Genomic DNA, 13,621 nt, shown 5'->3' with positions numbered 1-13,621 from the left:
AGCCGAGCCGCCCTAGTCCTACCAGCTGGATTCGCTGATCCCAGATGTGGGCTCGGCTTTTCGGCTGTGGTCGAAGTCCTCCACATCAGTGAATGTCATAACGGCGCCGGTGTCCTCGACCGTGCGCTCGGGCGCTCCCGGCGGCGCCGTGGAAACCGGTGGCTCGAGCGGTATTTCGCGTTCGAAGTCGGGCATGCCTTCGATCACTTCCGACAGCTTGGGCAGCCGCGCACGTCGGTCGGCCAGCGGTGCTGCCAACGCGTGACTCTTCCTGGTCACGTCGGCGGCGGCGTCCTGCGCGGTCTTGGTCACCAGCTTGGCGATCTCGTCGTAGCTCATCTCACCGATGCTCGCGGAGAACTTGGTCTCGATGACAACACCATTGGCGTTCACGGAGACCGTCACCATCTTGTCGCGCGAAGTGGCCGTGCCGATCAGCTTGACCCGCTGCTGCTGCGCCTTCGCGATGGCGTGCATCTGCTCGTGAAAGGCATCGATAACCGATGCCATATCCCCCTCGTCTTGCTGTTCTGTCATACCCACCCTCTTCAACCATCCGGTGGTTCGCCCGGCGACAGCTACCGGACCCGGTCGGTGTCGAACACTCGCCTCAGACTTGCTCGAAGCCGTCCTCCGAGGCCTGCTCATGCCTCTTGACGGTCTCCGCGGCGCGGTACTGCCCCTCGGACATGTTGGCGAACGAATCGGCCATACTCTGGGTGCCACCGACCATATTCGTCATCGACTGGACGAAACCTTCGGGACCGTCCGCGAATTTGCTGCCGAACTTGTCCGGGCCCCACGCGGTCGAACCGACCGACATCGCCGAGTTCACGGCGGTAATCAACCTGGTCAACGAACCATGGACCTTGGCGGTGTCTTCACCGGCGGCACGGAACTTCTCTTCATAGTTCTCGAATCTGCCCATGCCGAAGCTCCTGCTCTCGCAATACCCTTCACATCCGATGATCGCACGAAAAGCACGCCGCTGGTCAGTAAACCGTCAATGAAGACGGCCGCTTTCGATTTCGACTCTCTCGGCCATGCTGCTACTTCGATCTTGTTGCCACACAGATGATCCGATGATGGCTGGTACCGATTGTCCCGGACCCGGAAACGCCGGAACGGTTTCGCGTCACGGGGCGACTAGGGCCCCTTACGCCGATTGTGTTCGGCAAGCATGCGTTTCAGCTCGGTCCGGCGGGTCGTCGCATTGGATCCGTCCAGTTGGCCGGTGAAGGCCGCGCGGGCGGCCGTGACCAGCGTTTCCGGCACATTCGGGTAGGCCTTGGCGATCTCGACCAGCGCGGCATCCGTCTCGATGTCCAGCCCGGTCTCCGAACGAAGGCCGCCGCCGGAGCTGACCGAGGCGAGTTCGCGCTCGAAGTTGCGGCGCAGCTCGTCTTCGGTGGGGTATCGGCTTTGCACCATAAAGCGGATCAGGCCTCTACCGAACCGTGCCGCTGCTGGAAGCGCTGCTCGAACTCGGCGATGTACACCGACGGCGCCACCGACGACGAAGACTGCTCCAGCACACCGTCATCGGCGATATAGAAGATCGCGCGCCCGATCGAGATCTCGCCCGGTCGGGTCGGCACGAACACCATCCAGCCGACACTGATCCGATCGGCGCGCAGCTCCTCCAGCGGATACCCGGATGTGTCCATCCCCCGGTCCACAATGAACTGCCGCACCCGCGCGATCGCGTCCACTTCGGACATCGGCTCGGGCAACATCATCGCTACCCCGGCCATCATCAGCTGGTAGTGGGCGCTGTCGACGTCGAACGTGCCGTCCTCGCCGAATACATCGACCACAGTGTCACGGGTGACAAGACCGACCTCGGCGGCGGACACCAGATCGAGCACAGCCGCGCGCTGACGGTCCGTTGGTTGTTCGGCCACCAAGCCGGCGATCACCTGCACCACAGTGTCGGTAGTCCAGACACCGGGCACCGCATCACTGAGCTGATCCGCGGTCGGCGATTCACCGCGATACCAGCTACCGCCCTCCCACCAGTAGCAGAACGACAGCAGACCGTTGGCCGCGCGCGGATTCAACACCGGATTGGCCACCCACTCCGGCGCGCCCGCGTACAGCGCCGGCATCGACTCGCCCTCGTTGTAGGTGGCATCCAGCTCGGGCGCGTTCCAGATGCCGCCCGACAGTACAGCCCGGCCACCGGGCAGCACGTACAACGTCGAACCACTTCGCTTGGCGCCCTCGAACCAGCCGAGCGCGGGCAACACCCTTGGGCCCCAATCTGATCCGGCCGCCACGAACGCTGCCGCCATCACCGCCCACCGCGACCACATCACCGGGAACGCCGGAAAATCGCGCTCCGACACCGAGGCCCGCACGCCCGCTTCGCGGTCCGCACGAGCCTGCGCGGCCGCCGCGTGCGCGGTCCGGGACTGCCTGCCACCGTGACCGACATAGGCCGCCAACCAGACCGGAAGCGAATCACGCGGGTACACCTCCAGATCCGCGGCGTAGACCTCGGCCGGAAACAGCTGATCGTCCGGGAACGGCTCGTCACCGTAGTCGTAATCGACTTCGATCTCGCCGGCATTGGTCAGTGTCAGGACAAACCGCCACCACGGACCGTCACTGAGCTGAGCCGACATGCGCCGTTGTTCGCGGACCAGTTCGAGCACCGCCGATGTCGGCTGAATGCGCGCGGATCGCTGCTGGTCGTCGGAGAAGACGACCTGTGCCACCTCAGCGGACGTCGTCATCGCGAACACCGCGTCCAGCTGGCGCCACCCTTGCGGACCGAGCGCGGTCAGTTCCCTGGCGATCTGATGACTGAGTTCCTTGGCCTGCTCGGCGACGTCCGTATCCGGCACGTCCTCGATGAGGGTGAAGTCGATGTCGGGATCGTCGTTGTTCTCTTCGAAGCTCCTCATGAACTCCCGTATGAAGTCTTCGTCGGAAACCCGGTCGCCGGGCACCGCCTGTTCCTGGTCCCGACTGCCGGGAAATGCAGCACCGGCGTCCGCACGATTCTGGACCTTGTCGTTGCGAGCCTCGTCGTCTGGACTGGTCACGTCGCCGCAATCTCCTCATCTGCGCACGGGGCCGCACCCGCGTGGGGAAAGCTGCCGCTGTGCCCGAGCTGTGTCACTGCCCCCTCATACTGGCACAGCGACACGCCGTGCATCTGTCGAACCGGAGCCGCGAGTCCGGCCGGTACTGCGTCCGAACTGCGACTCGACCGGCGACCCGTCAACCCGCGCACCGGCGACGCCGAATCCATTGGCGGGCAGCACCGCCCCGAGCGGTCGCACGGTGGCCGACCTCCTGGGCTGCCCGGTGGTTGAACTCTTCGATTTTGCCGATCAGGTCGGCTTCCCTGGCACCGGAGTGGAGCAGTCCAATGGCCGGCGAAGGCGATGCGGGCCGCGGCAATCAGGTCGTCCGGGTGCGCATCCGCGTTCGCCCACCGCGGATAGGGACAGGAGTGTGCGCCTCCACATTGGTGAACTCCATGGTGGTGTAGTCGCTATCCGCACGATGTCAACTGAAGGTGCCGTGGCAGTGACGCGCAGCGCCGCCACCGATAGCTCTGCCGTGCCCGGTTCGAGCTGCGACTACCGGCGCACGCTGCCCGGATTTATGGCAGACTCGGCGGGCATGGATGCGGCCGATCGACGACCGTACGCGGAAGGTTGATGCGGGAGTTGGGATCGCGATGGATCTGAGCTCGATCGAGCGCCGAGTGGCTGCGGATCGAGGGGCGGCGAGAGACCGGTCGATCGAAGCCCAGCTGCGATTGGCCACGTCGTTGGTCGAATTGGCCAAGGAGTTGGTCGCCACGAAGAGCGGCTCCGGCCGCGACCGGACTGCCGAAGCCTTGGCGCCCGCGCAAGAAGCAGTCGCCATTCGGCTGCACTGGCTGACCGCCGGACAGGTGTCCGCACAGTTCGCGGGCGAGGTACAGGACGCGCTGCGCGTGTTCGAACAGGCCGCTCGTCACATCGGCCACCGCGAACTGGCGGCAAGCACTATCCGCAGCGCCTGTGGCGCCTATCGGCAAGTGGCGCACACCCATCCGCAGGCGGCCGGTGTGTGCGCCGACGCGCTGTCGAAGTGCGGAGTGTGGTTGTGCAGGCTGGATCCGAAGACCGCTGTCGCCGCGTCCGAGGATGCGGTGCGGATCCGCAGCAGGCTGTTCGCGGCGAATCCGGATCAATCCGGCAAGTACCTCGCCAGTCTGAGCACGCTGCTGCGCACCCTCATGGTCGGCAGACAGCGCAAGCAGGCCATCGCGATGTATCGCGAGCGATATGCGGCACTGACCTCGCCCGAAATGACGACACAACTGCGCCAGACGCGCATCGAGGACATCGACCTCACCGTCAAGTCCTATAGCGCCCTCGCGAAGCTGGATTGCCCGACGCTCGAACGCGCCGGACGGCTGACCCAGCAGCAGATCCTCTACCAGACCGCGGGCGACCTCTCCACGATCGAAGAGATCAACTGGAAACTGGCCCTGGTCGGCATCAAGCCGTTGACCCCCGGCGCGATGCCCGATCCGCCGTCGCGACCGGTCGAGATCGCCACGACCTTCGGGGCACTGAGCGTGCGCTGTTCGGCCGGTGACGCCGTCGCTCAGGTCCGCGCCGCGGTCATCGCCGCGTATGCGGCCGACGGTGCGCAGCCCGCGATCGGCTCGACCCATCTCGGCGGCGTGGAAATCATCTGGAGCGCAGCCGATCTCGAACTGAACTCGGCGACCGAGCTGGGCGATGACATGGTGCTCATCGAAGCGCCCTACCCGGGCTCGGTGACCGTGATGAGCCTGAAATGGGAGCTGGCGAATGTCGGCAGACATCCACTGGCGCTGCAGCTTTCGACCCGCTGGCCGGTAATCAGCGTGGCCGCCACCGAGAACATGGCCTATGAACTGTGCCGGTACGAGGGCGGCAAGGCCACGCAGTACGCCGCCCTCGGCCGACCGAGCGGACAGGCGCCGCTCGACGAGCCGCTCGCGCCCATGGATTTCGCGACGCTGGCCGACTACGGCGCGGACTACGCGTCCGAAACCCAAGTCCGCGCCGCGTTCGGCAATTCCCCTATGTTCGCCAAGCTGACCCACCTGCCTGCCAATGGGATTCGGCAAACCGCCGAAACAGTGCCGCACACCGACCTGCTGTTCTTCAAGAAGGTGAAAACTCCCGAACCGAGCTGAGACGGCACACCCACCGCTGCCTCGGCCGGACCGCACGGCATGATCACCGATGTGCGAGTCCTATTACAGCGAGTGTCCGCCGCCCAGGTGACGGTCGACGAGGAGATCGTCGGCCGGATAGATCCTGCCGCCCACCATGCGCCCCACGGGCTGCTCGCCCTGGTCGGCGTCACACACGGTGACACCGACACGACCGCGAAAGCCTTGGCGGACAAGGTGTGGCGGCTGCGCATCCTCGACGGCGAGCGCTCCGCCGCCGACCTGGCCGCACCCATCCTGGTGATCAGTCAGTTCACCCTTTACGCCGACACGGCGAAGGGCCGCCGCCCGTCCTGGAACGCCGCCGCACCCGGCTCGGTCGCCGAACCCATCGTCGAGGCGTTCGCCCAGGCATTGCGCGATCTGGGCGCCACTGTCGCCACCGGCCGCTTCGGCGCCCATATGCATATCGACCTGACCAACGACGGACCCGTCACCGTGCTCTTGGAGGGCTGATGCCGGCTCACGCGGACAGCAGCCAGTCGGCGATGTCGGCGACGACCTCGGCATCCACGTGGTGCGGCCGGGTGTAATCATCGGGCAGCGACGGACCGGTCCCCGGGAACCAGAGATGATCGTCGGCGGGATAGGTGCGAATGGTCACCTCTTCGCGGTCCGCGAGTCCGGCCTGCCATCCGGCCAGGTCGTCGGCCACAGTGACCTGGTAGTCACGCTCGCCCTGCAGAATCAATATAGGCTTGCGCAATGTCGCCGCGACCGCGACCGGGTCGTAGGCCCGCAGGTCCAGCCAGTATGCGGCCGACATGCCGAACGGCAGCCGCACTGTCGGCGTCGCCGGTGAAAGTTCCTGGCTGTCGACCATTTTCGCCTGTTCGATGGCCGTCTCGAGCGGTGGCAACGCCGCGAGTGCCGCCGGATCGATCTCGGCGAGGCGCCGAAGGACACGCACGATGGACCACTGCATCGGCTGCGTATCACCGGAGAGGATCACCACGCCCGCCACCGATGGCGCTGCCGCGGCCACCCGCGGCGCAAACTTTCCGCCCATGCTGTGCCCGACCACGAACACGCGCCCGGCGTCGATGGCCCGCAGTCCGCTCAGCATCTCGAGCGCCGCGACCGCGGCCGGCACATACTCGTCGCTCGGTGTGAATTCGGTTGTCGCAGCGACCTTCTCCGCATGCGCGAAAGTGACCTTGTCGAAGCGCAACACCGTTATCCCGCGGCTCGCCAACCCCCACGCAAGATCCTTGTAGATCTTGTTCGGCCCCACAGTGCCATCGGCGTCGAACGGCCCACCGCCGGCCAACAACACCACCGCGGGATGCGGACCGTCGCCATGCGGGATGCTCAGCACGCCCGACACCGCGAACTCCCCGGACCCTACGGTCACCGCCCGCTCATCGAAGACCTCGGGATTCGCATACTGCGGCGCCTGCCACGACGGCACATCCGTGACGGCTGACTCGGGTCCATTCATCGTGTCCTCCACAACCCTTGAGCATTCTCAACTTTGAGAACGGTATCATGAGTGAGAACATTCGGATATGGACTCCCTGGAACTGCTGGTCCACCCGGTGCGATTGCGGATCGTGCATGCAATGTCGGGTGGCCAAACCCTGACAACGGCACAACTGTGCGCCCGAATGCCCGATGTCTCGAAGGCCACCGTCTACCGCCACGTCGAACTACTGGCAGGCGGCGGCATCCTCGAGGTCGACAGCGAACAGCGGGTGCGCGGCGCGGTCGAGCGCCACTACCGGCTGCGCAGGGAACGCGCGGTGATCGACGCCGACACGGCCGCATCGGCGACCACCGACGACCATCGCAGGATCTTCGCCGCCGCGATGGCGACGCTGCTCGCGGAATTCAACTCCTACCTCGATCGCGACCAGGCGAACCCGACCGAGGATTTGGTCGGCTACCGGCAACACGCCATGTGGCTCGACCACAATGAGCTCGTCGACCTGATTTCGGCGCTGCGTGCCGCGATCATCCCCCGACTGAAAAACCCGCCCGCACCGGGCCGTTCGCAGTACCTGCTCAGTCCGATCCTGTTCCCGATCGACCAGCCCGAGGTGACCACCGAGGTTGCGCCGGCAGGAAAAGCCCACAAGACCACGTAGTTTCGGCGCGAACATCGGACAGCCGATCAGGCGACGGCCGTGCGCTGTGCACGAGCTGAATCGTGGAGCACCCCAGACAAACCACACGATCGGGCCAGGCCGGTGCCGGCAAGCATGCCAGGGACCTCCAGCCAGCACCCGCACGATAGCCCGGAATACCACCGGACAAGCAAACTCGAGGTCCTATGGTGGAGAGATGGACGGCGAACTACACGCCCGTGCGGCCGCCTCATTCGGCGCACAGGCCTCCGCGTATGCCGAACATCGTCCGGACTACCCCGCGGCAGCAATTCATTGGGCTCTGGAGCCGCTCGGGCGTCAGCACTCGCTCGTGGTCCTCGATCTCGGCGCAGGCACCGGCAAGCTCACCGCAGGTCTGCTCGGCGCGGGAGCCGAGCCGATCGCCGTCGAGCCCGACGCCGAGATGCGCAGTGAACTGATTGCGCGTTACCCCGACGTGACTACGCTCGCCGGTGCCGCGGAGTCCATTCCGCTGCCGGACAATTCGGTAGATGCGGTGCTTTCCGGACAGGCATTCCACTGGTTCGACCAGAAGCGCGCCTTCCCCGAGATCGCCAGGGTGCTGCGCGACGGTGGCGTGTTCGCCGCACTCTGGAACACCGACGACAGCACCGTCGACTGGATCATAGGCCTGCAGGCGGTCTCCCGGCCGAGAGTCGCAGTTCCGCCGCCGAAGCCTGGTGACCAGCTCCCGAAGCATCCGCTGTTCCTCGACTTCGAGCGAGCCGAATTCCCGCACGCACAGCGGCGGACCGCCGAATCCCTCACGACCACAATCGGAACCCACTCGCACACGTTGGTGATCACGGCACCGGAGCGCACCGAGCTGCTCGGCCGAATCCTCGACTACCTGCGCAGCAGGCCCGAGACCGCCGACGGCGAATTCGACGTGCCCCTCGTCACCGACGTCATCCGCGCCGTCCGCAGGACCGAAACCCCGGTGCCCCAGCGCACATGAAGCGCTACGCCATCCGGATCCGCCGCAGCCCAATGGAATTCGAGTAGCTCCCTACTCAGGTGAGTAGTCGACGATGCGACATACGATTTCTACATCGTCAAAAAGTTCATCTCGGACACGGAAGGAAAACCACTGACACACCACAGCGTTCGAACCGACCGCTCGACCGAAAGGCGAAGCCGGACGTGCGGACGCGGGTGGAAGGAACGACGTCACCGATCCAGCGATGAGCTGGGGTATCGCCCGGTGACACCGGCTGATCGACCACTACGTCGACGCGGGTGTCGCGAGGCGTAATCGCCCTGCGGACTACCCGCGGCGTCGGTGCGTATCGGGCCTCGCCGCGTAACGTCCACCTGCCCTCGGTCGTCGATGTCGGTGCACGCCAACGTCGGAGCGCCCCGAATGTCGGCGCTTTGTCAGTGTCGGTGCGCCCTGGTATCGACTCGCCGGGTCCGTCGATGTCGGCGGATGATCGACATCGGTGCACCGTCAACGTCGGAGCATCAGTCGATGTGCCGCTTCATTATTGTCGAAGTGGCGTCGATCCCATATCTCTGTCGATGTCGGAGCGTGTTCGATGTCGACAGGATCGTGACATGCCGATGTCGAGGCACCGCAAAAGTTCGGCGCCGCATAATGTCACGAGGCCACCAATGTGGGCCATCGCCGATGTCACTGACGCCCAACGTATTTCACAGCCATTCGGCCACCGGGCCAGTCGGTCGGCTATTCCGGACGCAACGTCAGAATGCGCGGTCCGTCTTCGGTGACGGCAACCGTGTGCTCCCAATGTGCGGCACGGCTGCCGTCGATGGTCACCACGGTCCAATCGTCGCCGAGCACCTTGGTCTGAGTGGTGCCCAATGTCAGCATCGGCTCGATCGCAAGGACAGATCCGACAACGAGTTTCGGCCCTCTACCCGGGTCGCCCTCGTTCGCGAGGAACGGATCCATGTGCATTTCGCGGCCGATGGCGTGCCCGCCGTACCCGTCGACGATGCCGTAGGCGCGACCGTGCATTTCTTCCGCGGCGCGGGTGCCGAGCTCGATGGCATGCGAGACGTCCGTCAGCCGGTTACCGGGCAGCATTGCCGCGATACCGGCCTCCATGGACAGCTTGGTTGCCTCGCTGAGCAGCCGATCGGCGTCGATGATCGGGCCGACGCCGAATGTCCACGCCGAATCACCGTGCCAGCCGTCGAGAATCGCGCCACAGTCTATGGAGACCAGATCGCCGTCGGTCAGGATCTCCTCGGCGGCCGGAATCCCATGCACTACACGGTCGTTCACCGATGAGCAGATCGAACCGGGGAACCCGTGGTAGCCCTTGAAGGATGGCACCGCACCCGCATCGCGGATCACCTGCTCGGCGACCTCGTCCAGCTCCAGGGTGCTGACACCGGGCTTTGCGGCATCGCGCACCGCGACGAGCGCGCGGCCGACGACGGCGCCTGCCGCCGCCATGGCGTCCAGTTCGCCCGCGGTGCGGAACGGCACCACCTTCTTGTTCTTACGACCGAAGACCATGACGGTTCAGTGTCCCATCGCTGGTGCGGTAAGCGGCATCAGTGGCCGAGTGCGCGCAACGCGCGGGCGTTGACCTCGTCGACCTCGCCGACACCGTCCACGGTGACGACCAACCCGTCGTAGTGCTCCAGCAGCGGCTCGGTCTCGTCCCGGTACACCCGGAGCCGGTTGCGGATCACACCTTCGTTGTCGTCGGCGCGGCCACGGGCCAGCATCCGCTCGACCACGGTGTCCTCGGCAACGACGAAGCACAGCACCGCGTCGAGCTTGGTGTCCATGTCGGCGAGGATCTTCTCCAGCGCGTCGGCCTGATCGACCGTGCGCGGGTAGCCGTCGAGCACGAAACCGTTGACGGCGTCGGGCTCGGCAACGCGGGCCTCGACCATGCGGTTGGTCACATCGCTGGGCACCAGATCGCCGGCATCCATGTACTTCTGCGCTTCGCGCCCCAACGGGGTCTGCTGGCTGATGTTCGCACGGAACAGGTCTCCGGTGGAGATGTGCGGGACGCCCAGCTTTTCCGAAAGCAGGACGGCCTGGGTGCCCTTGCCTGCACCCGGCGGACCGAGAAGTACAACTCTCACTTGAGGAACCCTTCGTAATTTCGATTCATCAGCTGGCTCTCGATCTGCTTCACCGTGTCCAAGCCGACGCTCACCATGATGAGCACCGCGGTGCCGCCGAACGGAAGGTTCTGCGCACCACCGGACGAGCCGATTTCGAGGAACAGATTGGGCAGCACTGCCACTAGACCGAGGTAGATCGAGCCGGGGAGGGTGATGCGGCTCAACACAAAATTGAGATAGTCGGCGGTCGGCCTACCGGGGCGGTAGCCCGGAATGAATCCGCCGAACTTCTTCATCTCGTCGGCGCGTTCCTCCGGATTGAAGGTGATCGCGACATAGAAGTAGGTGAAGAACACGATCAGACCGAAGTAGATTGCGATGTACACCGGATTACTCGGGGTCACCAGGTATTTCTGGATGATCTCCTGCCACCAGCTCTGATCTGCCGACCCCTTCGACGTCGTCAGCTGGGCAACCAAGTTCGGCAGATACAGCAGCGATGACGCGAAGATCACCGGAATGACGCCTGCTTGGTTGACCTTCAGTGGCAGATAGGTCGAGGAGCCACCGTACATCTTGCGGCCGACGACTCGCTTGGCGTACTGCACCGGAATCCGGCGCTGGCCCTGCTCGACGAAGATGACCGCGACAATGATGGCGAGCGCGGCGGCGCAGACGAGACCGAAGACCAGCGGGCCACGACTGTCCAGGATGCCCTTGCCCTGCGACGGGATACGGGCGGCGATACCGGCGAAGATCAGCAGCGACATACCGTTGCCGACACCACGCTCGGTGATCTGCTCACCGAACCACATCACCAGTGCCGCACCGGCCGTCATCACCAGCACGATGATGATCATGCCGAAAATGCTGGTGTCGGCCAGGATGTCCTGCTGGCAGCCCTGCAGAAGCTGACCGCGGGCCGCGAGCGCGACCAGACCGGTGGCCTGCAGGATCGCGAGGGCGATCGACAGATACCGGGTGTACTGCGTCATCTTGTTCTGGCCTGATTGGCCTTCTTTTCGCAGTTCCTCGAACCGCGGGATGACGACGGTCAACAGCTGAATAATGATGCTGGCCGTGATGTAGGGCATGATGCCGATCGCGAAGACCGACAACTGCAGCAGCGCACCACCGGAGAACAGGTTGATCAGCTGGTAGATACCGCCGGACTCACCGCCGGACACCAGGTCGATACATTCCTGGACGGCCTGGTAATCAACGCCAGGGGACGGCAGCGCGGCACCCAAGCGGTACAACGCGATCAACCCCAGCGTGAAGAGAATCTTCCGCCGTAAGTCCGGAGTCCGGAAGGCCGATACGAAGGCGGAAAGCACAGATCCTCCTGGCGAACGACATGGTCATGCCATGGACTTTTCAGCGATGTCCTGGTCGGAAGGCGCCGGTATCCCATGACGAGGCTTGGCAGACAACAATTGAACTCTAACAGTGGCACCGGACGAGCCTTCACTCGTCCGGTGCCACTATGTGCAGAGTACCGTCAGCCCAGCTCGGTGACAGTGCCACCGGCCGCGGTGATCTTTTCCTTGGCGGCACCGGTGACCTTATCGACGGTCACCTGGACCGCGACACCGATCTCGCCGTCACCGAGAATCTTGACCAGCTGGTTCTTGCGAACCGCGCCGGCCGCAACGAGCTCGGCCTTGCCGATCTCGCCACCCTCGGGGAACAACTTGGCGATCGAGCCGACATTCACGACCTGGTATTCCGTGCGGAATCGGTTCGTGAAGCCCTTGAGCTTGGGCAGCCGCATGTGCAGCGGCATCTGCCCGCCCTCGAAGGCGGCCGGAACGTTCTTGCGAGCCTTGGTGCCCTTGGTACCGCGACCCGCGGTCTTGCCCTTGGAGCCTTCACCGCGACCCACCCGGGTCTTCTCGGTCTTGGCGCCGGGAGCCGGACGCAGGTGATGCAACTTGATGGTCATGTCAGACCTCCTCAACTGTTACGAGGTGGCGCACGACGTTGATCAGCCCACGGTTCTGAGGATTGTCCTCACGAACCACGGTCTGGCGGATCTTCCGCAGGCCGAGCGTGCGAAGGCTCTCCCGCTGGTTCGCCTTGGCGCCGATCGACGACTTGATCTGGGTCACCTTGAGATCTGCCATTTACCTGCCACCTCCCGCTGCCTGAGCGCGTGCGCGCAGCATGCCCGCGGGGGCAACGTCCTCGATGGGCAGACCACGACGGGCCGCGACCTCTTCCGGACGCTGCAGCATCTTGAGTGCCGCAACCGTCGCGTGCACGACGTTGATGGCGTTGTCGCTACCGAGCGACTTCGCCAGAATGTCATGGATACCAGCGCATTCCAGCACGGCACGCGCCGCGCCGCCGGCGATCACACCGGTACCGGGCGAAGCCGGACGCAGCATGACGACACCGGCCGCCGCCTCACCCTGAACCGGGTGGGTGATGGTCGAGCCGATCATCGGGACACGGAAGAAGTTCTTACGAGCTTCCTCGACACCCTTCTGAATGGCCGCGGGAACTTCCTTGGCCTTGCCGTAGCCGACGCCGACCAGACCGTTGCCGTCACCGACGATCACGAGGGCGGTGAAGCTGAAGCGACGACCACCCTTCACGACCTTGGAGACGCGGTTGATCGCGACGACACGCTCGAGCTGGTTCTTCTCGGCCGCATTGTCGCGACGATCGCCGCCACCGCGACGGTCGCCGCCACCGCGACGGTTGTCGCGGCCGCCCTCGGGGGCCGCACCATTCTGTCCGGCGGGTCCGCTGCCGCCGTCACGCCGTTGACGTCCCGGCATCAGACGTTCCTTCCGTAAATGTTTGCAGTCATCAGAACTTCAACCCACCTTCGCGAGCGGCGTCCGCCAGCGCGGCGATCCGGCCGTGGTAATCGTGACCACCACGGTCGAACACGACGGCCTCGACACCGGCAGCCTTGGCACGCTCGGCCAGCAGCGCGCCGACCTTCTTGCCCTTGGCCGACTTGTCGCCGTCCACGGCGCGCACATCGGCCTCGATCGAGGATGCGGCGGCAATGGTCTTGCCGACCGAGTCGTCGATGAGCTGTGCGTGCAGGTGACGCGAGGAACGGTTGACCACCAGGCGCGGACGCTCGGTGGTGCCGACGACCTTCTTGCGCAGACGGAAGTGACGACGCGTCTTGGACAGCCGACGCGTGGTCGACACATCCTTGCCGCGCGGGACGCGCTTGGCCTTCTGGTTTTCGGTTTGCGCCATG

Annotated in this window: 16 protein-coding genes; 4 read left to right on the top strand and 12 right to left on the bottom strand. The window is 64.9% G+C overall.

What is annotated here, in order from left to right:
• Positions 1-18 precede the first annotated feature (18 nt).
• The 4 genes from OHQ90_RS09670 to OHQ90_RS09655 form a co-directional block, all read right to left on the bottom strand.
• On the bottom strand, positions 19-537 hold the full coding sequence (locus tag OHQ90_RS09670; RefSeq protein WP_328409253.1) for a YbaB/EbfC family nucleoid-associated protein: 519 nt from the start codon (positions 535-537) through the stop codon (positions 19-21).
• Positions 538-610: 73 nt separating this feature from the next.
• Positions 611-928, bottom strand: coding sequence for a hypothetical protein (locus OHQ90_RS09665; protein WP_328409251.1), 318 nt, complete (start codon positions 926-928; stop codon positions 611-613).
• A 218-nt stretch (positions 929-1,146) separates the two neighbouring features.
• A complete protein-coding gene (locus OHQ90_RS09660) occupies positions 1,147-1,431 on the bottom strand; it encodes a hypothetical protein (RefSeq protein WP_328409249.1) in 285 nt (94 codons plus the stop codon).
• Between the two features lie 8 nt (positions 1,432-1,439).
• Positions 1,440-3,050 (bottom strand): hypothetical protein, encoded by a 1,611-nt coding sequence (locus OHQ90_RS09655; protein ID WP_328409246.1) that lies wholly within the window; start codon positions 3,048-3,050, stop codon positions 1,440-1,442.
• Between the two features lie 671 nt (positions 3,051-3,721).
• Between OHQ90_RS09655 and OHQ90_RS09650 the strand changes: the two genes are divergently transcribed.
• Positions 3,722-5,194: a hypothetical protein gene (locus tag OHQ90_RS09650; RefSeq protein ID WP_328409244.1), complete on the top strand. Its 1,473-nt coding sequence runs from the start codon at positions 3,722-3,724 to the stop codon at positions 5,192-5,194.
• Positions 5,195-5,245: 51 nt separating this feature from the next.
• Positions 5,246-5,689 carry a D-aminoacyl-tRNA deacylase gene (gene dtd, locus OHQ90_RS09645; protein WP_328412742.1) on the top strand — a complete coding sequence of 148 codons (444 nt, stop codon included), beginning with the start codon at positions 5,246-5,248 and terminating at the stop codon, positions 5,687-5,689.
• Positions 5,690-5,696: 7 nt separating this feature from the next.
• Here the strand turns inward: dtd and OHQ90_RS09640 are convergent, their stop codons facing one another.
• Positions 5,697-6,674: an alpha/beta hydrolase family protein gene (locus tag OHQ90_RS09640; RefSeq protein WP_328409242.1), complete on the bottom strand. Its 978-nt coding sequence runs from the start codon at positions 6,672-6,674 to the stop codon at positions 5,697-5,699.
• A gap of 67 nt (positions 6,675-6,741) precedes the next feature.
• Here OHQ90_RS09640 and OHQ90_RS09635 point away from each other — a divergent pair, with 67 nt between their 5' ends.
• Positions 6,742-7,320, top strand: a complete 579-nt coding sequence (locus tag OHQ90_RS09635) for a helix-turn-helix domain-containing protein (protein ID WP_328409240.1) — start codon at positions 6,742-6,744, stop codon at positions 7,318-7,320.
• A 196-nt stretch (positions 7,321-7,516) separates the two neighbouring features.
• Positions 7,517-8,299, top strand: a complete 783-nt coding sequence (locus tag OHQ90_RS09630; protein ID WP_328409238.1) for a class I SAM-dependent methyltransferase — start codon at positions 7,517-7,519, stop codon at positions 8,297-8,299.
• Positions 8,300-9,028: 729 nt separating this feature from the next.
• On the opposite strand, the gene map is transcribed toward OHQ90_RS09630, so the two are convergent.
• The 7 genes from map to rplR all read right to left on the bottom strand — a co-directional run bounded on the left by map (position 9,029) and on the right by rplR (position 13,620).
• Positions 9,029-9,829: a type I methionyl aminopeptidase gene (gene map / locus OHQ90_RS09625; protein WP_328409236.1), complete on the bottom strand. Its 801-nt coding sequence runs from the start codon at positions 9,827-9,829 to the stop codon at positions 9,029-9,031.
• 38 nt (positions 9,830-9,867) lie between these two features.
• Complete coding sequence (locus OHQ90_RS09620; protein WP_328409234.1) at positions 9,868-10,413, bottom strand: adenylate kinase; 546 nt, start codon at positions 10,411-10,413, stop codon at positions 9,868-9,870.
• On the bottom strand, positions 10,410-11,732 hold the full coding sequence (secY, locus tag OHQ90_RS09615; RefSeq protein WP_328409232.1) for a preprotein translocase subunit SecY: 1,323 nt from the start codon (positions 11,730-11,732) through the stop codon (positions 10,410-10,412). The genes OHQ90_RS09620 and secY overlap by 4 nt, the downstream gene beginning before the upstream one ends.
• 164 nt (positions 11,733-11,896) lie before the next feature.
• Positions 11,897-12,340, bottom strand: coding sequence for a 50S ribosomal protein L15 (rplO, locus tag OHQ90_RS09610; RefSeq protein WP_328409230.1), 444 nt, complete (start codon positions 12,338-12,340; stop codon positions 11,897-11,899).
• Between the two features lies 1 nt (position 12,341).
• On the bottom strand, positions 12,342-12,521 hold the full coding sequence (gene rpmD, locus OHQ90_RS09605) for a 50S ribosomal protein L30 (RefSeq protein ID WP_062983142.1): 180 nt from the start codon (positions 12,519-12,521) through the stop codon (positions 12,342-12,344).
• Positions 12,522-13,181 carry a 30S ribosomal protein S5 gene (gene rpsE, locus OHQ90_RS09600; protein WP_328409228.1) on the bottom strand — a complete coding sequence of 220 codons (660 nt, stop codon included), beginning with the start codon at positions 13,179-13,181 and terminating at the stop codon, positions 12,522-12,524. It abuts the gene before it with no gap.
• A 31-nt stretch (positions 13,182-13,212) separates the two neighbouring features.
• Entirely contained in the window at positions 13,213-13,620 is a 408-nt protein-coding gene (gene rplR, locus OHQ90_RS09595) for a 50S ribosomal protein L18 (RefSeq protein ID WP_328409226.1), read from the bottom strand.
• Position 13,621 lies beyond the last annotated feature (1 nt).

The sequence above is a fragment of the Nocardia sp. NBC_00403 genome (genome assembly GCF_036046055.1).
Taxonomy (GTDB): domain Bacteria; phylum Actinomycetota; class Actinomycetes; order Mycobacteriales; family Mycobacteriaceae; genus Nocardia.
Note: the sequence above shows the minus strand (reverse complement) of the source record. Positions and strands in the feature narration are given on the sequence as shown.

Bases quoted from the DNA above. Each gene is read 5' to 3' on its own strand.
- OHQ90_RS09670 (WP_328409253.1), bottom strand. From the start codon at position 537: ATGACAGAACAGCAAGACGAGGGGGATATGGCATCGGTTATCGATGCC.
- OHQ90_RS09665 (WP_328409251.1), bottom strand. From the start codon at position 928: ATGGGCAGATTCGAGAACTATGAAGAGAAGTTCCGTGCCGCCGGTGAA.
- OHQ90_RS09660 (WP_328409249.1), bottom strand. From the start codon at position 1,431: ATGGTGCAAAGCCGATACCCCACCGAAGACGAGCTGCGCCGCAACTTC.
- OHQ90_RS09640 (WP_328409242.1), bottom strand. From the start codon at position 6,674: ATGAATGGACCCGAGTCAGCCGTCACGGATGTGCCGTCGTGGCAGGCG.
- OHQ90_RS09635 (WP_328409240.1), top strand. From the start codon at position 6,742: ATGGACTCCCTGGAACTGCTGGTCCACCCGGTGCGATTGCGGATCGTG.
- OHQ90_RS09630 (WP_328409238.1), top strand. From the start codon at position 7,517: ATGGACGGCGAACTACACGCCCGTGCGGCCGCCTCATTCGGCGCACAG.
- map (WP_328409236.1), bottom strand. From the start codon at position 9,829: ATGGTCTTCGGTCGTAAGAACAAGAAGGTGGTGCCGTTCCGCACCGCG.
- rplO (WP_328409230.1), bottom strand. From the start codon at position 12,340: ATGACCATCAAGTTGCATCACCTGCGTCCGGCTCCCGGCGCCAAGACC.
- rpmD (WP_062983142.1), bottom strand. From the start codon at position 12,521: ATGGCAGATCTCAAGGTGACCCAGATCAAGTCGTCGATCGGCGCCAAG.
- rpsE (WP_328409228.1), bottom strand. From the start codon at position 13,181: ATGCCGGGACGTCAACGGCGTGACGGCGGCAGCGGACCCGCCGGACAG.
- rplR (WP_328409226.1), bottom strand. From the start codon at position 13,620: ATGGCGCAAACCGAAAACCAGAAGGCCAAGCGCGTCCCGCGCGGCAAG.